Below are 17,597 nucleotides of genomic sequence, written 5' to 3' on the forward strand. Positions count from 1 at the left end.
TGGTCCAGACGGACCCGCCACCATTCACCTTCAACCGCACCGTCGACTCGCCGGGGGTGAACTGCTGTTGGGATGCGGCACGGAACTGGTCCGATGCCGCATCCAACAGTTGATACACCGACGCGTGCTCAGGTTCGGTCAGGTCCCTTTGCGCCACGGCGATCACGTCGTCACGAACAGCAAGGGAGGAAGAGACACCTGGATCAGCTACCCGAAGTCATTCCGAACTTGACGACGCCGTCCGGACGGACAACCTTGCCGCCGTACACGTGCAGGCCGCGCAGCCGGTCGGCGAAGCTGTTGTCGGCGCGCAGGCCTCCACCTTATCGAGCTGCGACACGTAGGCCGCGGCCTCCGGGTGGAACGCCACGAAGCCGGGGTGGAGTTGTTGGCAGGTTGTTCGACGACAGCACACGGAACCCGAGGAGGAGCCGATGGTGCCGTTGCGGAGGCCGTTGTTGTCGCCGGACACATCGAAGCTGGTGAGCTTCGAATCCGCGCCGAGGAGCAGACCTTCGAAGTCGGCGTTGCACACGAGAACTCGGCCGGAGGCGGGGCGTTCTTCTTGTTCAGGGCCACACGAGCAGCCTTGACGAGGTCGAATGCCTTGTTCCCGGTGTCCGGAGCGGAGCCGACAGGTTGGTGGCTCCGGCGGCGAGCATGGTGGCGATGAACTTGTCCGCGTCATCGACGAGCGCCTTTCCGGCGGCGTCGGTGTACGGGGCCAGGCTGCCCGCAGACTGGGCGGCGTCGATGTCGTCGACCTTGAAGTCGAAGTTCTTCTCCTGGTCGATCAGGAGGTCGACGCCGGTGTCGGTGATGGCGTCAGCCGACGTGGTGCGGTTGTTGGCCTTGTAGTCCTTGATCGCGGGTGCGACGACACCGGGGATGTGGACGGTGTTGCCCTTTGTCGCGACGCCTTCGTACTGGCGGTCGAGCAGAGCGGCGAACACCTTCTCGGCGTCCCACGCCTGGGTGATGTTCGCCGCCCACAGTTCGGGAATGAAATGGGTGATGGCCATGATGGCTCCTTACTTTCGGATGCCCTTGAGTTCGTCGAGCTGGCCTTTGGCGTCAGCGTCGCGAATCTGGGCTGGGGACATGTTCTTCAGGTCTGCCTGAGTGAGCTGCTGCACCTTGTTCGCCGGCGCCGCATCGGCATTGGCAACCACCGATGCCGGGGCAGCGGGCGGTACGGTCTGCTTGGGTCCGCGGAACGATTGCAGGCGGTCGAGATGGGCGCGCATCTCCTCCTCGGTGTCACCGACGAGTAGATCCGCGGGCACATCGGTGCCTTCCACGATCTTCTTGGCGAGGTTGTCGCGTTCCCGCTGCTTCGTGTTTGCAGCGAGGGCAGCTTCGGCCTTTTCGGCCCGCTCCTGCCAGGTCTGCTCGTCGCGTTCCTTCTGCGCCAGCAGTTCGTCGTACTTGCGGGCCTTGTCGGCGTTCGCCTTCCGGCCCTTCTCGTTCTCGCGAGACAGCGACTTCCACTTGTCGCGTTCAGCGATGAGATCCTCCACACTGAGCGTGGGCTCACTGTCGGTGGTCTCAACCTCGGCGGTCGGGTCGTCTTGCTGGTCAACCGTTTCGGCGGCAGCAGTTTCCTCGGGCATGTTGCTCCTGACGTTTCGTCGGATGGTGCGCCGTTGCGGCGCTCAAAATCCCCGCACTGGTGTGCGAGGGAAGCTCTAGGCGGCTTTGAAGTTCTGGTCCGCCATGTGAGGACGGGGCCGATCTCTCCGTGGTCGCGGACCAGGAGAAGTTTCTGGTAGTCGTGGGCGGCGCGATTGTCGGCGCCGGTAAGTTCCCGCACCTGCTTGTGTGTGTCCTCGAGTAGATCCGGATCGATCACCCGGTCGCCGTTCCAATCCGACTTCACGGGAGCGACCGAACAGTCACATCCAGGGTGTATGGGCGACAGGTCACCAACGTGATAGCGCTGAGTAGAGGCGATGACACAGAGAGCACAGTTCTTGGGGCCGTTCAGCACCCGCCGGTACGCCTTGACTCCAGCAGCCTGGAGGGACGCGTCGGCCTGCCGTACCTTCGCCATCTGCATGTCCGTCGCCACCAGATGCATCAACCGTGTGGCCCCGGCCGCGACTGCCGCATCCAGCGGTGCGGATTCGGAAAGGTCGGCCCATACCTGCTCAAAAGGCCTCCGGTACAACAGTTCGGGGTCCACCCCACGGCCACGGGTAACCCCGTCTCGATCCACTGGAAGCGGAACTCCACCTGATACAGCACGGGCAATATAACTGGACGTCAGATTCGCGACTTGAAGTTGTCCCGCCGTCACCATCGGCACCAGTCGGGCAATCAGCCTCTCTGCCTGAGCATCACGGAACGCGGGAAGCCCACCCCAGATTGCGTTGGCGTAGTTCATCACCCGCGCGCGGACGTCCGCAACGGCCTGTTGGTAGCCGATCAGAAGGCGATCAGACTCGGGCATTCGCGTTGTCCACGAAACTCATCAGCTGCTCGTCAGCCAGATCTAAGGCATCCTGCTCGATCTGCTCCGGCGAGTAGCCAAGAATGTTGCGGGCAATCGACTTCCATGACTCCCCCGCACCCTTCGCCTTCACCGCGGCGTCATACTTCTCCGACAGCGACACGTGATCCGGCGGTTCCCACGACAAGGAGATCGTCTCCTCGGTCTCAAACCCCTCGATACGCAAAGCTTTCGAGATGATCGCCGACAAGCCCGTATCAACCACGTCAAGTCGGTCACGCGCCTTCAGGATCAACGCTTCCTTCATCGCAGCAGAGCCGGTAGCCGACTGATTCTGAGAACCGGAAGCAGCGCGGGGAACGGGTGGCCGACATCTCCGACAGCTCCGCAAGTCATCCTTCACCCCTCCAGAAAGCCTAATTCGTGGCATCGACTCCCCACCGATACCAGCAGGATGTCCACAACGCACCACCCGCCGAACACCGACGCCCATCGATTCGTGCCTTCGCTCCTTCTGTCGACCTCCCGTGCGCGCTGACGCCACCCGCATCCTGATGTCACACGACGCTCGAGGATTCCGCGTTGATGCGGTGATGTGTCGAGATGTTCGAACTCACCCCCGGCGGTGCCACCCCCCCGCCCCCGCCGTGATGACGAACTCTGTCGCCGCATCCCCCGTGCTCACGTGGGATGCGCACAGAGTTCGTCATCACCGGCGAGGGCCGCCGGTGGTGGTGTTGAACAACCGCTCGAATGGGTGAGTTCGAACCCATCTCGACACCATCACCCGCATCAACGCGTCCTCGAGCGTCGTGTGACATCAGCGATGCAGGCGTGGCTCAGCGCGAGGAGGTCTGCACAGGAGCCGCATGATCGTCGGGCACTCGGACCCTCGGTTCGGTTTACACCGCGCTGCATGCGTTGCGCGGGTTCTCAGAATCAGTCGGCTACCGGCTCTGCTGCGATGAAGGAAGCGTTGATCCTGAAGGCGCGTGACCGACTTGACGTGGTTGATACGGGCTTGTCGGCGATCATCTCGAAAGCTTTGCGTATCGAGGGGTTTGAGACCGAGGAGACGATCTCCTTGTCGTGGGAACCGCCGGATCACGTGTCGCTGTCGGAGAAGTATGACGCCGCGGTGAAGGCGAAGGGTGCGGGGGAGTCATGGAAGTCGATTGCCCGCAACATTCTTGGCTACTCGCCGGAGCAGATCGAGCAGGATGCCTTAGATCTGGCTGACGAGCAGCTGATGAGTTTCGTGGACAACGCGAATGCCCGAGTCTGATCGCCTTCTGATCGGCTACCAACAGGCCGTTGCGGACGTCCGCGCGCGGGTGATGAACTACGCCAACGCAATCTGGGGTGGGCTTCCCGCGTTCCGTGATGCTCAGGCAGAGAGGCTGATTGCCCGACTGGTGCCGATGGTGACGGCGGGACAACTTCAAGTCGCGAATCTGACGTCCAGTTATATTGCCCGTGCTGTATCAGGTGGAGTTCCGCTTCCAGTGGATCGAGACGGGGTTACCCGTGGCCGTGGGGTGGACCCCGAACTGTTGTACCGGAGGCCTTTTGAGCAGGTATGGGCCGACCTTTCCGAATCCGCACCGCTGGATGCGGCAGTCGCGGCCGGGGCCACACGGTTGATGCATCTGGTGGCGACGGACATGCAGATGGCGAAGGTACGGCAGGCCGACGCGTCCCTCCAGGCTGCTGGAGTCAAGGCGTACCGGCGGGTGCTGAACGGCCCCAAGAACTGTGCTCTCTGTGTCATCGCCTCTACTCAGCGCTATCACGTTGGTGACCTGTCGCCCATACACCCTGGATGTGACTGTTCGGTCGCTCCCGTGAAGTCGGATTGGAACGGCGACCGGGTGATCGATCCGGATCTACTCGAGGACACACACAAGCAGGTGCGGGAACTTACCGGCGCCGACAATCGCGCCGCCCACGACTACCAGAAACTTCTCCTGGTCCGCGACCACGGAGAGATCGGCCCCGTCCTCACATGGCGGGACCAGAACTTCAAAGCCGCCTAGAGCTTCCCTCGCACACCAGTGCGGGGATTTTGAGCGCCGCAACGGCGCACCATCCGACGAAACGTCAGGAGCAACATGCCCGAGGAAACTGCTGCCGCCGAAACGGTTGACCAGCAAGACGACCCGACCGCCGAGGTTGAGACCACCGACAGTGAGCCCACGCTCAGTGTGGAGGATCTCATCGCTGAACGCGACAAGTGGAAGTCGCTGTCTCGCGAGAACGAGAAGGGCCGGAAGGCGAACGCCGACAAGGCCCGCAAGTACGACGAACTGCTGGCGCAGAAGGAACGCGACGAGCAGACCTGGCAGGAGCGGGCCGAAAAGGCCGAAGCTGCCCTCGCTGCAAACACGAAGCAGCGGGAACGCGACAACCTCGCCAAGAAGATCGTGGAAGGCACCGATGTGCCCGCGGATCTACTCGTCGGTGACACCGAGGAGGAGATGCGCGCCCATCTCGACCGCCTGCAATCGTTCCGCGGACCCAAGCAGACCGTACCGCCCGCTGCCCCGGCATCGGTGGTTGCCAATGCCGATGCGGCGCCGGCGAACAAGGTGCAGCAGCTCACTCAGGCAGACCTGAAGAACATGTCCCCAGCCCAGATTCGCGACGCTGACGCCAAAGGCCAGCTCGACGAACTCAAGGGCATCCGAAAGTAAGGAGCCATCATGGCCATCACCCATTTCATTCCCGAACTGTGGGCGGCGAACATCACCCAGGCGTGGGACGCCGAGAAGGTGTTCGCCGCTCTGCTCGACCGCCAGTACGAAGGCGTCGCGACAAAGGGCAACACCGTCCACATCCCCGGTGTCGTCGCACCCGCGATCAAGGACTACAAGGCCAACAACCGCACCACGTCGGCTGACGCCATCACCGACACCGGCGTCGACCTCCTGATCGACCAGGAGAAGAACTTCGACTTCAAGGTCGACGACATCGACGCCGCCCAGTCTGCGGGCAGCCTGGCCCCGTACACCGACGCCGCCGGAAAGGCGCTCGTCGATGACGCGGACAAGTTCATCGCCACCATGCTCGCCGCCGGAGCCACCAACCTGTCGGGCTCCGCTCCGGACACCGGGAACAAGGCATTCGACCTCGTCAAGGCTGCTCGTGTGGCCCTGAACAAGAAGAACGCCCCCGCCTCCGGCCGAGTTCTCGTGTGCAACGCCGACTTCGAAGGTCTGCTCCTCGGCGCGGATTCGAAGCTCACCAGCTTCGATGTGTCCGGCGACAACAACGGCCTCCGCAACGGCACCATCGGCTCCCTCCTCGGGTTCCGTGTGCTGTCGTCGAACAACCTGCCCAACAACTCCACCCCGGCTTCGTGGCGTTCCACCCGGAGGCCGCGGCCTACGTGTCGCAGCTCGATAAGGTGGAGGCCTGCGCGCCGACAACAGCTTCGCCGACCGGCTGCGCGGCCTGCACGTGTACGGCGGCAAGGTTGTCCGTCCGGACGGCGTCGTCAAGTTCGGAATGACTTCGGGTAGCTGATCCAGGTGTCTCTTCCTCCCTTGCTGTTCGTGACGACGTGATCGCCGTGGCGCAAAGGGACCTGACCGAACCTGAGCACGCGTCGGTGTATCAACTGTTGGATGCGGCATCGGACCAGTTCCGTGCCGCATCCCAACAGCAGTTCACCCCCGGCGAGTCGACGGTGCGGTTGAAGGTGAATGGTGGGCGGGTCCGTCTGGACCAGTTGCCAGTCACAGGGGTGACGTCTGTGACCGATGACGCGGGAAACTCTGTGGACTACACCCGAAATGGATGTGGTTGACCGTCGGATGTGATTCTTCACGGTTCCTCACTGTCACATACTCGCATGGCGGAGAAGTGCCGCCGCGTGTGAAGAATGCGGTCGCCGAAATGGTGATCCGCGCTCTTGTGACGCCGGAGGAAGTGATGGCCGGAGCCCGGTCGCTGACCGACTCCGCAGGTCCGATCTCGCAGACCACTGCATGGTCGGTCCGAGCGCCGAACTCGGGTTTGCAGATGTCCGAGTCGGACCTGAAGTTGGCGGCATCGTTTCGCTGGCAGGAGGGCAAGTCATTGTCCAGGCACCGTAGGGGAATACCCGCCGTCTTCGACGTAGAACACCTGCCGTTCAACGGAACCGGCGCCGACGACTACGGCAACGATGTCGAGTCCTGGGGCGAACCGGACCCGCGGAAGTTCGTGACGTTCATCGACCCACAAAGCGATGAACTAGATCTCCCGGGCACATCCGGGACTCCGTTGACGTGGAATCATCGTCCTCCCCGATTTCGGTCCGGTGTCACCACGTGACAGGGAAGTCATCGACGGAACTGTCTATGACGTTGTCGGCCAACCCAAGGACTACACCAGGATTCCGTCTCTCACGGGCGGCGGTTGCTACGTCGTAACTCTGAAGGTGGTGAAGTCGTCGTGAGAATCGAGTGGAATCAGAAGGCGTTCAAGGACGTCCGATACGGTCGGACGTCCGACATCATCAGCGAGCTCGAGGGTCATGCTGAGCGCATTGCTGACGATGCGAGCGCTATGGGCGAGGGCACGTACGCGGTGGGTTCACGGGCAGGCATGGCACGTCCCCAGGGCCGTTGGCGTGCCTCTGTCGTCACCGCCGACTACAAGGCGCAACGCGACAATGCCCGCAACAACACGATCCTCAGGGCTCTCGGATAACTGATGTCGACACCCACGCTGGCGGCGCTCTCCATCTGCCGAGCGGCGCTGCCTGGAGTGAAGTTCTCCACGACCGTCTCAGAAGACCCTGCCCGATTCGGGAGGGTTTCTCGTATCGGCGGCCCACGGGATCGCTCACTGGATCGCGCTCGCATCCTTGTCGAACTGTACGGCTCAACCCCAAGGGCAGCCCGGACACGGCGTGGACTGAGCAATCGATCGGAACCATCGCGGACGGATTCCAGGCTGCATCCTCGGGCGGCCCATGGGCAGGCCTGTGGGTAACCGACTGGGTCATGAACAGCCTGGCCGACTATCCCAACCCGGACTATGAAAAGCATTCCGGTTCCAGTTCACCGGGACACTCTTCGTGCTCCGAACCTAAAGTCTCCTAACTGAATAACCCTTTCGCGGCTCCTGGTCACCTCGCCTGAAAGGGGCAAAACAATGGCAGTCGAACACTCTTACGTGGCGCAGTCGCTCGACGGCGGCGTCTACTGGCGGGCACCTCTGGGTACCACGCTTCCCACCGCTCCGGTCGAGTCGCCGGAAGACCTGAACGCCGCGTTCGAGGACCACGGAACCGCGGCGGTCGACGGCCTGTCGGTCGGCATCACCCGCACCTCGAACACCGTCAAGGACTTCGACGGTGGCGACTACGTCGATGTGCAGACCGAGTACGGCACCAGCTTCAAGATCAAGCTGCTCGACGTCGACCTGCCGTCGGTGAAGCGGACCGTCGCAGGTGACGACAACGTCACCCTCATCCCCGCTGCCGGCGGCAAGGGCAGCGCTACCACGTCCGCCACAACTCGTCGCAGCTTCCGCTGTCGGCCCACGTGTTCGCCACGAAGTGCGGCAAGAAGTTCAAGACGTACGTCGTGGAGAAGGGCCGCGTCTCGGAGATCGCGGAGTGGAAGGACGAGTCGCAGGACGCGTCGGGCGTGGAGTTGACGATCCGAGCGTTCCGCAACTCCAACGGCGACTACGTCGACGAGTTCGGCGACGTGGACGGCATCGCCGCCACTTCGGGTAGCTGACCCGTCTTGCCCGGGAGGTATCTAGCCTCCCCGGGCACACAATCTCGGCCTGGCGAAGGGGTGTCATGTTGTCCCTGACCAGGAGCCGCGTCCTTTTGCCAGGCCGGGGCTGCTCCTGGTTGAAGTTCTATCCCAATGTTGAAAGGTTCCTGGTCAAACCATGTCTGTTCCCGAAGGCTACGCAGTAGCCCCCTCGTCCGACGATCACCTGTTGAAGTTCGCCGTCCCCATCCCGGGCGCGATCCGGTACTGGTGTCGATGCCGCCGCGCAAGTGGATGGACCCGCCGAGATCAAGAAGTACCAGGACTGGATCACCCGTTCGGGAAGCGGATGTGAAGATCGCGAATGGGCGAACAGCCTCAACAGCGCGGAGAAGACGCTGCGCGCCGGTCGACGCAGAGGAAACCCTGAAGGGTTTCGAGGAGAAGGAAGTCACCCTCCGGTGGCTCAAGCCGTACGTGTCGGCTGCCGAGTACAAGCTCCTGATGACGAAGATCCCTGAGGGCACCATCCAGTGGATCAAGAAGCAGCTCGAAGATCCTGACATCACAGTGGGGAATCTTCGGCTCCGCGACTCCTAGACGAGCACGGGGAGGCCATCGAGTACGACCTGATTTCCCGCGGCCTCAGGTTGCGGGATCTCGGGAAGCCCTGGTTTTCATGGACTGACCTGCGGGCTATTGTCCGCAGGGCTCGCACAGACCACGCAATGGAGCTGTTCCGGGCATGGAATCCTGACACTTGGCTGTGGTCTGATCGTCTGTGATGCTCTTGTCGGAGTGGCGACGATCGTTTCCGACCTCCGATACATGCAGGCGTTGACCACGTTTAACGAAGTGCCTGAGATCTACTTCCCGGCCCGGTATGGGCCGCCTCGGATGACGCTGCCGAAGCTACCGAGGGCGAAGGTCCAGCGAGGCTGAGAAGGCTCGGGCGGTCGCGGCGTCGATGCGCTAGATATCACCGGACTTCACTAGTTCGCCGCCGAACTGTCCCGCAATCTGGCCTGCCATGACCGCGTTCTGGTCGAGGCTGATCAGCCAGGTTGGTCCCGTTACGTAGTAGTGGCGATCGCCAGTGATGTCTCCCGTGATGTCAGAGTGCTTTACCGATGCAGCGATTCCCTTCGAGGCGAGGTCTTCTGAGAACCACACACTCAGTCGAGCTTCGGCCGTTGGGGTTAGTGGGCACGATCCGTGCTCAGCCTTCGGCCCCGAGGTTGCGTCAGTAACCAGGCATGGGAAGCCGGCTGAAGTTAGTCCGGCCGCGAGTTGACTCACTGACGTGTACGCACCTGCGACTGCAGGGCAGGTGCGGAGGCCGACGATGTCGCAGGAGCCTTACCGGCCTCGGGGCTTCGGTCGCTGCACCCAGAGGCGGCGAGGGCGAATGCGATTACTGGGATGGCAATGCATGCACGTTTCATCTCGACAGGATAAGCCGTCAGTGCGACGACCCGAGATAGAATGGAGCGACCCCGGAGGTGCTACCAACACCAGCCGGGCCTAACCACTCGCTTGAAGCACCAAGGAGGGGCTGCCGTGAAGGCTACCCGAACCCGACGTCCATGTCCGACATGTGGATCACCCATCGACCGAGGTCCCGGACAGCATGCGTACTGCTCCGACGAATGTCGCCCCATCTGCGAGCACCCCACATGCGACCGCCCTACGCGGGCATGCAGACGGTGTGCGACTCGCACCGGGTTCAGCTTGATCGCCACGGCGAACTCCGGCCGGACACGTGGTCGAAGGAATGGGTGTGCGTCGTTTGCGGGGCAGGTGTCCCGAAGGGGTCGGGGCGCCGTAAGCACTGCTCGAGGGGCTGTCAGCAAACCGACTCTCGATACAACGGGCGTCGCCCAACGACGGCGAAATGTCGGCTATGCGGCAGGACTTCTCCCTACAGCGGCGCACCGGGGCGAGGCTTCAGCGCACCGACACTCAGTGGTGCCGCACCTGCGGTAGAGAATCCCCCGAAGCGCGCCGATATCTGAAGTACGGAATCACCCCGGAGGAGTACGCGGCCGCGATGAATCGGGGCTGCGACATCTGCGGCGAGCGCGTGGGGGCGCTACATATCGACCATGACCACAGCTGCTGCCCTCCACGGAGTAAGCAGTGGCGAACCTGCGGGCAGTGCGTCCGCGGATTCCTCTGCGGATCGTGCAACCGCGGATTGGCCTACTGAAGGATGACCCGAACGTGCTGCGAAGCGCGATCGAGTACCTCGGTCGAAAGGCCTAGAAACAGCGCATACATACGGACTCAACGAACACCCCTAAGGCCATGAGCCTCTGGGGTGTTCGTCATTTCTGGCGGCAAGCAAAGGGGGTGGCAGCGTGGCCACGGAGCTAGGTGTTGCCTACATTTCCATCGTTCCAGAGACGAGCCGTATCGCTCCTGGCATCCGTAACGCGCTCAATGGTGCTGAACGCGGCGCTGGTGACACTGGGCGTCGCATGGGTCACACGATGTCCACCGCCCTCGGCACGGCGCTGGGGATTGGCGTGTCGAAGGCGGCGGCGCAGCATCGAAGGTGCTGCAGGATGCCCTGTCGGCAGGCTACAACCGGATCACCACCCTGGAGAAGGCGGACATCCAGTTCCGCAATATGGGCTGTCGGCCGGTGACACGAAGCGTCAGCTTGCCGATCTGAATGACATCGTCACCGGCACCTCGACTTCGCTGGCTGATGCAGCGGCGGCAGCAGCGATGCTGGCGGTGCTGGCGTGGCGGCGGGCGACGACATGAACAACGCTGTGAAGCGTTGGTGAAACGAGGCGCCAGAGCGCAGAGATGTCACCAACGCCTTCACAGCGTTGTTCATGTCGTCGCCGCCGCCACGCCAGCACCGCCCAGCATCGCTGCTGCCGCGCTGCATCAGCCAGCGAAGTCGAGGTGCCGGTGACGATGTCATTCAGATCGGCAAGCTGACGCTTCGTGTCACCGGCCGACAGCCCCATATTGCGGAACTGGATGTCCGCCTTCTCCAGGGTGGTGATCCGGTTGTAGCCTGCCGACAGGGCATCCTGCAGCACCTTCGATGCTGCGCCCGCCGCCTTCGACACGCCAATCCCCAGCGCCGTGCGAGGGCGGTGGACATCGTGTGACCCATGCGACGCCCAGTGTCACCAGCGCCGCGTTCAGCACCATTGAGCGCGTTACGGATGCCAGGAGCGATACGGCTCGTCTCTGGAACGATGGAAATGTAGGCAACACCTAGCTCCGTGGCCACGCTGCCACCCCCTTTGCTTGCCGCCAGAAATGACGAACACCCCAGAGGCTCATGGCCTTAGGGGTGTTCGTTGAGTCCGTATGTATGCGCTGTTTCTAGGCCTTTCGACCGAGGTACTCGATCGCGCTTCGCAGCACGTTCGGGTCATCCTTCAGTAGGCCCAATCCGCGGTTGCACGATCCGCAGAGGAATCCGCGGACGCACTGCCCGCAGGTTCGCCACTGCTTACTCCGTGGAGGGCAGCAGCTGTGGTCATGGTCGATATGTAGCGCCCCACGCGCTCGCCGCAGATGTCGCAGCCCCGATTCATCGCGGCCGCGTACTCCTCCGGGGTGATTCCGTACTTCAGATATCGGCGCGCTTCGGGGATTCTCTACCGCAGGTGCGGCACCACTGAGTGTCGGTGCGCTGAAGCCTCGCCCCGGTGCGCCGCTGTAGGGAGAAGTCCTGCCCGCATAGCCGACATTTCGCCGTCGTTGGGCGACGCCCGTTGTATCGAGAGTCGGTTTGCTGACAGCCCTCGAGCAGTGCTTACGGCGCCCCGACCCCTTCGGGACACCTGCCCCGCAAACGACGCACACCCATTCCTTCGACCACGTGTCCGGCCGGAGTTCGCCGTGGCGATCAAGCTGAACCCGGTGCGAGTCGCACACCGTCTGCATGCCCCGCGTAGGCGGTCGCATGTGGGGTGCTCGCAGATGGGGCGACATTCGTCGGAGCAGTACGCATGCTGTCCGGGACCTCGGTCGATGGGTGATCCACATGTCGGACATGGACGTCGGGTTCGGGTAGCCTTCACGGCAGCCCCTCCTTGGTGCTTCAAGCGAGTGGGTTAGGCCCCGGCTGGTGTTGGTAGCACCTCCGGGGTCGCTCCATTCTATCTCGGGTCGTCGCACTGACGGCTTATCCTGTCGAGATGAAACGTGCATGCATTGCCATCCCAGTAATCGCATTCGCCCTCGCCGCCTCTGGGTGCAGCGACCGAAGCCCGAGGCCGGTAAGGCTCCTGCGACATCGTCGGCCTCCGCACCTGCCCCTGCAGTCGCAGGTGCGTACACGTCAGTGAGTCAACTCGCGGCCGGACTAACTTCAGCCGGCTTCCCATGCCTGGTTACTGACGCAACCTCGGGCCGAAGGCTGAGCACGGATCGTGCCCACTAACCCCAACGGCCGAAGCTCGACTGAGTGTGTGGTTCTCAGAAGACCTCGCCTCGAAGGGAATCGCTGCATCGGTAAAGCACTCTGACATCACGGGAGACATCACTGGCGATCGCCACTACTACGTAACGGGACCAACCTGGCTGATCAGCCTCGACCAGAACGCGGTCATGGCAGGCCAGATTGCGGGACAGTTCGGCGGCGAACTAGTGAAGTCCGGTGATATCTAGCGCATCGACGCCGCGACCGCCCGAGCCTTCTCAGCCTCGCTGGGACCTTCGCCCTCGGTAGCTTCGGCAGCGTCATCCCGAGGCGGCCCATACCGGGCCGGGAAGTAGATCTCAGGCACTTCGTTAAACGTGGTCAACGCCTGCATGTATCGGAGGTCGGAAACGATCGTCGCCACCTCCGACAAGAGCATCACAGACGGATCAGACCACAGCCAAGTGTCAGGATTCCATGCCCGGAACAGCTCCATTGCGTGGTCTGTGCGAGCCCTGCGGACAATAGCCCGCAGGTCAGTCCATGAAAACCAGGGCTTCCCGAGATCCCGCAACCTGAGGCCGCGGGAAATCAGGTCGTACTCGATGGCCTCCCCGTGCTCGTCTAGGAGTCGGCGGAGGCCGAAGATTCCCCCACTGTGATGTCAGGATCTTCGAGCTGCTTCTTGATCCACTGGATGGTGCCCTCAGGGATCTTCGTCATCAGGAGCTTGTACTCGGCAGCCGACACGTACGGCTTGAGCCACCGGAGGGTGACTTCCTTCTCCTCGAAACCCTTCAGGGTTTCCTCTGCGTCGACCGGCGCGGCAGCGTCTTCTCCGCGCTGTTGAGGCTGTTCGCCCATTCGGCGATCTTCACATCCGCTTCCCCGAACGGGGTGATCCAGTCCTGGTACTTCTTGATCTCGCGGGGTCCATCCACTTGCGCGGCGGCATCGACACCAGTACCGGATCGCGCCCGGGATGGGGACGGCGAACTTCAACAGGTGATCGTCGGACGAGGGGCTACTGCGTAGCCTTCGGGAACAGACATGGTTTGACCAGGAACCTTTCAACATTGGGATAGAACTTCAACCAGGAGCAGCCCGGCCTGGCAAAAGACGCGGCTCCTGGTCAGGGACAACATGACACCCCTTCGCCAGGCCGAGATTGTGTGCCCGGGAGGCTAGATACCTCCCCGGGCAAGACGGGTCAGCTACCCGAAGTGGCGGCGATGCCGTCCACGTCGCCGAACTCGTCGACGTAGTCGCCGTTGGAGTTGCGGAACGCTCGGATCGTCAACTCCACGCCCGACGCGTCCTGCGACTCGTCCTTCCACTCCGCGATCTCCGAGACGCGCCCTTCTCCACGACGTACGTCTTGAACTTCTTGCCGCACTTCGTGGCGAACACGTGGGCCGACAGCGGAAGCTGCGACGAGTTGTGGCGGACGTGGTAGCGCTGCCCCTTGCCGCCGGCAGCGGGATGAGGGTGACGTTGTCGTCACCTGCGACGGTCCGCTTCACCGACGGCAGGTCGACGTCGAGCAGCTTGATCTTGAAGCTGGTGCCGTACTCGGTCTGCACATCGACGTAGTCGCCACCGTCGAAGTCCTTGACGGTGTTCGAGGTGCGGGTGATGCCGACCGACAGGCCGTCGACCGCCGCGGTTCCGTGGTCCTCGAACGCGGCGTTCAGGTCTTCCGGCGACTCGACCGGAGCGGTGGGAAGCGTGGTACCCAGAGGTGCCCGCAGTAGACGCCGCCGTCGAGCGACTGCGCCACGTAAGAGTGTTCGACTGCCATTGTTTTGCCCCTTTCAGCGAGGTGACCAGGAGCCGCGAAAGGGTTATTCAGTTAGGAGACTTTAGGTTCGGAGCACGAAGAGTGTCCCGGTGAACTGGAACCGGGAATGCTTTTCATAGTCCGGGTTGGGATAGTCGGCCAGGCTGTTCATGACCCAGTCGGTTACCACAGGCCTGCCCATGGGCCGCCGAGGATGCAGCCTGGAATCCGTCCGCGATGGTTCCGATCGATTGCTCAGTCCACGCCGTGTCCGGGCTGCCTTGGGGTTGAGCCGTACAGTTCGACAAGGATGCGAGCGCGATCCAGTGAGCGATCCGTGGGCCGCCGATACGAGAAACCCTCCCGAATCGGCAGGGTCTTCTGAGACGTCGTGGAGAACTTCACTCCAGCAGCGCCGCTCGGCAGATGGAGAGCGCCGCCAGCGTGGGTGTCGACATCAGTTATCCGAGAGCCCTGAGGATCGTGTTGTTGCGGCATTGTCGCGTTGCGCCTTGTAGTCGGCGGTGACGACAGAGGCACGCCAACGGCCCTGGGGACGTGCATGCCTGCCGTGAACCCACCGCGTACGTGCCTCGCCATAGCGCTCGCATCGTCAGCAATGCGCTCAGCATGACCCTCGAGCTCGCTGATGATGTCGGACGTCCGACCGTATCGGACGTCCTTGAACGCCTTCTGATTCCACTCGATTCTCACGACGACTTCACCACCTTCAGAGTTACGACGTAGCAACGCCGCCGTGAGAGACGAATCTGGTGTAGTCCTTGGGTTGGCCGACAACGTCATAGACAGTTCCGTCGATGACTTCCCTGTCACGTGGTGACACCGGACCGAAATCGGGAGGACGATGATTCCCACGTCAACGGAGTCCCGGATGTGCCCCGGAGATCTAGTTCATCGCTTTGTGGGTCGATGAACGTCACGAACTTCCGCGGGTCCGGTTCGCCCAGGACTCGACATCGTTGCCGTAGTCGTCGGCGCCGGTTCCGTTGAACGGCAGGTGTTCTACGTCGAAGACGGCGGGTATTCCCCTACGTGCCTGGACAATGACTTGCCCTCCCTGCCAGCGAAACGATGCGCCAACTTCAGGTCCGACTCGGACATCTGCAAACCCGAGTTCGGCGCTCGAACCGACCATGCAGTGGTCTGCGAGATCGGACCTGCGGAGTCGGTCAGCGACCGGGCTCCGGCCATCACTTCCTCCGGCGTCACAAGAGCGCGGATCACCATTTCGGCGACCGCATTCTTCACACGCGGCGGCACTTCTCCGCATGCGAGTATGTGACAGTGAGGAACCGTGAAGAATCACATCCGACGGTCAACCACATCCCATTTCGGTGTAGTCCACAGAGTTTCCCGCGTCATCGGTCACAGACGTCACCCCTGTGACTGGCAACTGGTCCAGACGGACCCGCCACCATTCACCTTCAACCGCACCGTCGACTCGCCGGGGTGAACTGCTGTTGGGATGCGGCACGGAACTGGTCCGATGCCGCATCCAACAGTTGATACACCGACGCGTGCTCAGGTTCGGTCAGGTCCCTTTGCGCCACGGCGATCACGTCGTCACGAACAGCAAGGGGAGGAAGAGACACCTGGATCAGCTACCCGAAGTCATTCCGAACTTGACGACGCCGTCCGGACGGACAACCTTGCCGCCGTACACGTGCAGGCGCGCAGCCGGTCGGCGAAGCTGTTGTCGGCGCGCAGGCCTCCACCTTATCGAGCTGCGACACGTAGGCCGCGGCCTCCGGTGGAACGCCACGAAGCCGGGGGTGAGTTGTTGGGCAGGTTGTTCGACGACAGCACACGGAACCCGAGGAGGGAGCCGATGGTGCCGTTGCGGAGGCCGTTGTTGTCGCCGGACACATCGAAGCTGGTGAGCTTCGAATCCGCGCCGAGGAGCAGACCTTCGAAGTCGGCGTTGCACACGAGAACTCGGCCGGAGGCGGGGGCGTTCTTCTTGTTCAGGGCCACACGAGCAGCCTTGACGAGGTCGAATGCCTTGTTCCCGGTGTCCGGAGCGGAGCCCGACAGGTTGGTGGCTCCGGCGGCGAGCATGGTGGCGATGAACTTGTCCGCGTCATCGACGAGCGCCTTTCCGGCGGCGTCGGTGTACGGGGCCAGGCTGCCCGCAGACTGGGCGGCGTCGATGTCGTCGACCTTGAAGTCGAAGTTCTTCTCCTGGTCGATCAGGAGGTCGACGCCGGTGTCGGTGATGGCGTCAGCCGACGTGTGCGGTTGTTGGCCTTGTAGTCCTTGATCGCGGGTGCGACGACACGGGATGTGACGGTGTTGCCTTTGTCGCGACGCCTTCGTACTGGCGGTCGAGCAGAGCGGCGAACACCTTCTCGGCGTCCCACGCCTGGGTGATGTTCGCCGCCACAGTTCGGGAATGAAATGGTGATGGCCATGATGGCTCCTTACTTTCGGATGCCTTGAGTTCGTCGAGCTGGCCTTTGGCGTCAGCGTCGCGAATCTGGGCTGGGGACATGTTCTTCAGGTCTGCCTGAGTGAGCTGCTGCACCTTGTTCGCCGGCGCCGCATCGGCATTGGCAACCACCGATGCCGGGGCAGCGGGCGGTACGGTCTGCTTGGGTCCGCGGAACGATTGCAGGCGGTCGAGATGGGCGCGCATCTCCTCCTCGGTGTCACCGACGAGTAGATCCGCGGGCATCGGTGCCTTCCACGATCTTCTTGGCGAGGTTGTCGCGTTCCCGCTGCTTCGTGTTTGCAGCGAGGGCAGCTTCGGCCTTTTCGGCCCGCTCCTGCCAGGTCTGCTCGTCGCGTTCCTTCTGCGCCAGCAGTTCGTCGTACTTGCGGGCCTTGTCGGCGTTCGCCTTCCGGCCCTTCTCGTTCTCGCGAGACAGCGACTTCCACTTGTCGCGTTCAGCGATGAGATCCTCCACACTGAGCGTGGGCTCACTGTCGGTGGTCTCAACCTCGGCGGTCGGGTCGTCTTGCTGGTCAACCGTTTCGGCGGCAGCAGTTTCCTCGGGCATGTTGCTCCTGACGTTTCGTCGGATGGTGCGCCGTTGCGGCGCTCAAAATCCCCGCACTGGTGTGCGAGGGAAGCTCTAGGCGGCTTTGAAGTTCTGGTCCGCATGTGAGGACGGGGCCGATCTCTCCGTGGTCGCGGACCAGGAGAAGTTTCTGGTAGTCGTGGGCGGCGCGATTGTCGGCGCCGGTAAGTTCCCGCACCTGCTTGTGTGTGTCCTCGAGTAGATCCGGATC

24 protein-coding genes are annotated in these 17,597 nt (G+C 62.7%); 10 read left to right on the forward strand and 14 right to left on the reverse strand.

Annotated elements, in window-relative coordinates; genetic code table 11:
* Positions 1-217 precede the first annotated feature (217 nt).
* The 4 genes from BLU62_RS33280 to BLU62_RS00345 all read right to left on the reverse strand — a co-directional run bounded on the left by BLU62_RS33280 (position 218) and on the right by BLU62_RS00345 (position 2,759).
* Positions 218-535: a hypothetical protein gene (locus BLU62_RS33280; protein WP_244277998.1), complete on the reverse strand. Its 318-nt coding sequence runs from the start codon at positions 533-535 to the stop codon at positions 218-220.
* Positions 536-569: 34 nt separating this feature from the next.
* Positions 570-1,022 carry a hypothetical protein gene (locus BLU62_RS33285; protein WP_244277999.1) on the reverse strand — a complete coding sequence of 151 codons (453 nt, stop codon included), beginning with the start codon at positions 1,020-1,022 and terminating at the stop codon, positions 570-572.
* Between the two features lie 9 nt (positions 1,023-1,031).
* Positions 1,032-1,613 carry a hypothetical protein gene (locus BLU62_RS00340; RefSeq protein ID WP_074847885.1) on the reverse strand — a complete coding sequence of 194 codons (582 nt, stop codon included), beginning with the start codon at positions 1,611-1,613 and terminating at the stop codon, positions 1,032-1,034.
* A gap of 825 nt (positions 1,614-2,438) precedes the next feature.
* Positions 2,439-2,759 carry a hypothetical protein gene (locus tag BLU62_RS00345; RefSeq protein ID WP_074847887.1) on the reverse strand — a complete coding sequence of 107 codons (321 nt, stop codon included), beginning with the start codon at positions 2,757-2,759 and terminating at the stop codon, positions 2,439-2,441.
* Between the two features lie 657 nt (positions 2,760-3,416).
* Between BLU62_RS00345 and BLU62_RS00350 the strand changes: the two genes are divergently transcribed.
* The 8 genes from BLU62_RS00350 (at position 3,417) to BLU62_RS00390 (ending at position 8,769) form a co-directional block, all read left to right on the forward strand.
* Positions 3,417-3,737 carry a hypothetical protein gene (locus BLU62_RS00350; RefSeq protein WP_074847887.1) on the forward strand — a complete coding sequence of 107 codons (321 nt, stop codon included), beginning with the start codon at positions 3,417-3,419 and terminating at the stop codon, positions 3,735-3,737.
* Positions 3,724-4,488 carry a hypothetical protein gene (locus BLU62_RS00355; RefSeq protein ID WP_074847889.1) on the forward strand — a complete coding sequence of 255 codons (765 nt, stop codon included), beginning with the start codon at positions 3,724-3,726 and terminating at the stop codon, positions 4,486-4,488. Before BLU62_RS00350 ends, BLU62_RS00355 begins: the two co-directional genes overlap by 14 nt.
* Before the next feature lie 75 nt (positions 4,489-4,563).
* On the forward strand, positions 4,564-5,145 hold the full coding sequence (locus tag BLU62_RS00360; RefSeq protein ID WP_074847885.1) for a hypothetical protein: 582 nt from the start codon (positions 4,564-4,566) through the stop codon (positions 5,143-5,145).
* Between the two features lie 9 nt (positions 5,146-5,154).
* A complete protein-coding gene (locus tag BLU62_RS00365) occupies positions 5,155-5,973 on the forward strand; it encodes a phage major capsid protein (protein WP_244278000.1) in 819 nt (272 codons plus the stop codon).
* A gap of 277 nt (positions 5,974-6,250) precedes the next feature.
* A complete protein-coding gene (locus BLU62_RS00375; RefSeq protein WP_139179905.1) occupies positions 6,251-6,769 on the forward strand; it encodes a hypothetical protein in 519 nt (172 codons plus the stop codon).
* Between the two features lie 120 nt (positions 6,770-6,889).
* Positions 6,890-7,147: a hypothetical protein gene (locus BLU62_RS00380; protein ID WP_074847893.1), complete on the forward strand. Its 258-nt coding sequence runs from the start codon at positions 6,890-6,892 to the stop codon at positions 7,145-7,147.
* Positions 7,148-7,594: 447 nt separating this feature from the next.
* The gene (locus BLU62_RS32030; RefSeq protein ID WP_139179906.1) at positions 7,595-8,101 is read left to right on the forward strand and encodes a hypothetical protein; all 507 of its coding nucleotides are present in this window, start codon (positions 7,595-7,597) and stop codon (positions 8,099-8,101) included.
* A 419-nt stretch (positions 8,102-8,520) separates the two neighbouring features.
* Positions 8,521-8,769: a hypothetical protein gene (locus tag BLU62_RS00390; RefSeq protein WP_074847897.1), complete on the forward strand. Its 249-nt coding sequence runs from the start codon at positions 8,521-8,523 to the stop codon at positions 8,767-8,769.
* A gap of 372 nt (positions 8,770-9,141) precedes the next feature.
* Here BLU62_RS00390 and BLU62_RS00395 read toward each other — a convergent pair whose 3' ends face one another.
* Positions 9,142-9,342 (reverse strand): hypothetical protein, encoded by a 201-nt coding sequence (locus BLU62_RS00395; RefSeq protein WP_074847866.1) that lies wholly within the window; start codon positions 9,340-9,342, stop codon positions 9,142-9,144.
* A 730-nt stretch (positions 9,343-10,072) separates the two neighbouring features.
* Between BLU62_RS00395 and BLU62_RS34610 the strand changes: the two genes are divergently transcribed.
* Positions 10,073-10,378 carry an endonuclease domain-containing protein gene (locus BLU62_RS34610; protein ID WP_425284519.1) on the forward strand — a complete coding sequence of 102 codons (306 nt, stop codon included), beginning with the start codon at positions 10,073-10,075 and terminating at the stop codon, positions 10,376-10,378.
* A 451-nt stretch (positions 10,379-10,829) separates the two neighbouring features.
* Here BLU62_RS34610 and BLU62_RS00405 read toward each other — a convergent pair whose 3' ends face one another.
* Both BLU62_RS00405 and BLU62_RS34615 read right to left on the reverse strand, forming a co-directional pair.
* Entirely contained in the window at positions 10,830-11,258 is a 429-nt protein-coding gene (locus BLU62_RS00405) for a hypothetical protein (protein WP_074847901.1), read from the reverse strand.
* A 262-nt stretch (positions 11,259-11,520) separates the two neighbouring features.
* Positions 11,521-12,378 carry an endonuclease domain-containing protein gene (locus tag BLU62_RS34615; protein WP_084811701.1) on the reverse strand — a complete coding sequence of 286 codons (858 nt, stop codon included), beginning with the start codon at positions 12,376-12,378 and terminating at the stop codon, positions 11,521-11,523.
* Between the two features lie 234 nt (positions 12,379-12,612).
* Between BLU62_RS34615 and BLU62_RS00415 the strand changes: the two genes are divergently transcribed.
* Positions 12,613-12,813: a hypothetical protein gene (locus BLU62_RS00415; protein ID WP_074847866.1), complete on the forward strand. Its 201-nt coding sequence runs from the start codon at positions 12,613-12,615 to the stop codon at positions 12,811-12,813.
* Between the two features lie 376 nt (positions 12,814-13,189).
* Here BLU62_RS00415 and BLU62_RS00425 read toward each other — a convergent pair whose 3' ends face one another.
* The 7 genes from BLU62_RS00425 to BLU62_RS33130 form a co-directional block, all read right to left on the reverse strand.
* Complete coding sequence (locus BLU62_RS00425; RefSeq protein WP_074847905.1) at positions 13,190-13,429, reverse strand: hypothetical protein; 240 nt, start codon at positions 13,427-13,429, stop codon at positions 13,190-13,192.
* 346 nt (positions 13,430-13,775) lie between these two features.
* Positions 13,776-13,961, reverse strand: coding sequence for a hypothetical protein (locus BLU62_RS00430; RefSeq protein ID WP_074847907.1), 186 nt, complete (start codon positions 13,959-13,961; stop codon positions 13,776-13,778).
* 1,829 nt (positions 13,962-15,790) lie between these two features.
* Positions 15,791-15,958: a hypothetical protein gene (locus BLU62_RS32660; RefSeq protein WP_159441500.1), complete on the reverse strand. Its 168-nt coding sequence runs from the start codon at positions 15,956-15,958 to the stop codon at positions 15,791-15,793.
* 124 nt (positions 15,959-16,082) lie between these two features.
* Positions 16,083-16,649 (reverse strand): phage major capsid protein, encoded by a 567-nt coding sequence (locus BLU62_RS33290; protein ID WP_342028574.1) that lies wholly within the window; start codon positions 16,647-16,649, stop codon positions 16,083-16,085.
* On the reverse strand, positions 16,588-17,040 hold the full coding sequence (locus BLU62_RS33295) for a hypothetical protein (RefSeq protein WP_244278001.1): 453 nt from the start codon (positions 17,038-17,040) through the stop codon (positions 16,588-16,590). The genes BLU62_RS33290 and BLU62_RS33295 overlap by 62 nt, the downstream gene beginning before the upstream one ends.
* The gene (locus BLU62_RS00440) at positions 17,015-17,365 is read right to left on the reverse strand and encodes a hypothetical protein (RefSeq protein WP_074847909.1); all 351 of its coding nucleotides are present in this window, start codon (positions 17,363-17,365) and stop codon (positions 17,015-17,017) included. Before BLU62_RS00440 ends, BLU62_RS33295 begins: the two co-directional genes overlap by 26 nt.
* The coding region (locus BLU62_RS33130) for a hypothetical protein (protein ID WP_208863584.1) at positions 17,331-17,597 on the reverse strand (267 nt) is incomplete at its 5' end. The genes BLU62_RS33130 and BLU62_RS00440, both read right to left, overlap by 35 nt.

Source organism: Gordonia westfalica, assembly GCF_900105725.1.
In the GTDB taxonomy this organism is placed as follows: Bacteria; Actinomycetota; Actinomycetes; order Mycobacteriales; family Mycobacteriaceae; genus Gordonia; species Gordonia westfalica.

Coding starts and splice junctions, on each gene's coding strand:
- BLU62_RS00440 (WP_074847909.1), bottom strand. CDS start 17,365: ATGCCCGAGGAAACTGCTGCCGCCGAAACGGTTGACCAGCAAGACGAC.
- BLU62_RS00375 (WP_139179905.1), top strand. CDS start 6,251: ATGTGGTTGACCGTCGGATGTGATTCTTCACGGTTCCTCACTGTCACA.
- BLU62_RS34615 (WP_084811701.1), bottom strand. CDS start 12,378: ATGCGATTACTGGGATGGCAATGCATGCACGTTTCATCTCGACAGGAT.
- BLU62_RS33295 (WP_244278001.1), bottom strand. CDS start 17,040: ATGCCCGCGGATCTACTCGTCGGTGACACCGAGGAGGAGATGCGCGCC.
- BLU62_RS33285 (WP_244277999.1), bottom strand. CDS start 1,022: ATGGCCATCACCCATTTCATTCCCGAACTGTGGGCGGCGAACATCACC.
- BLU62_RS00425 (WP_074847905.1), bottom strand. CDS start 13,429: ATGGGCGAACAGCCTCAACAGCGCGGAGAAGACGCTGCCGCGCCGGTC.
- BLU62_RS00340 (WP_074847885.1), bottom strand. CDS start 1,613: ATGCCCGAGGAAACTGCTGCCGCCGAAACGGTTGACCAGCAAGACGAC.
- BLU62_RS00345 (WP_074847887.1), bottom strand. CDS start 2,759: ATGAAGGAAGCGTTGATCCTGAAGGCGCGTGACCGACTTGACGTGGTT.
- BLU62_RS00365 (WP_244278000.1), top strand. CDS start 5,155: ATGGCCATCACCCATTTCATTCCCGAACTGTGGGCGGCGAACATCACC.
- BLU62_RS34610 (WP_425284519.1), top strand. CDS start 10,073: ATGCGGCAGGACTTCTCCCTACAGCGGCGCACCGGGGCGAGGCTTCAG.
- BLU62_RS00350 (WP_074847887.1), top strand. CDS start 3,417: ATGAAGGAAGCGTTGATCCTGAAGGCGCGTGACCGACTTGACGTGGTT.
- BLU62_RS00360 (WP_074847885.1), top strand. CDS start 4,564: ATGCCCGAGGAAACTGCTGCCGCCGAAACGGTTGACCAGCAAGACGAC.
- BLU62_RS32030 (WP_139179906.1), top strand. CDS start 7,595: ATGGCAGTCGAACACTCTTACGTGGCGCAGTCGCTCGACGGCGGCGTC.
- BLU62_RS00355 (WP_074847889.1), top strand. CDS start 3,724: ATGCCCGAGTCTGATCGCCTTCTGATCGGCTACCAACAGGCCGTTGCG.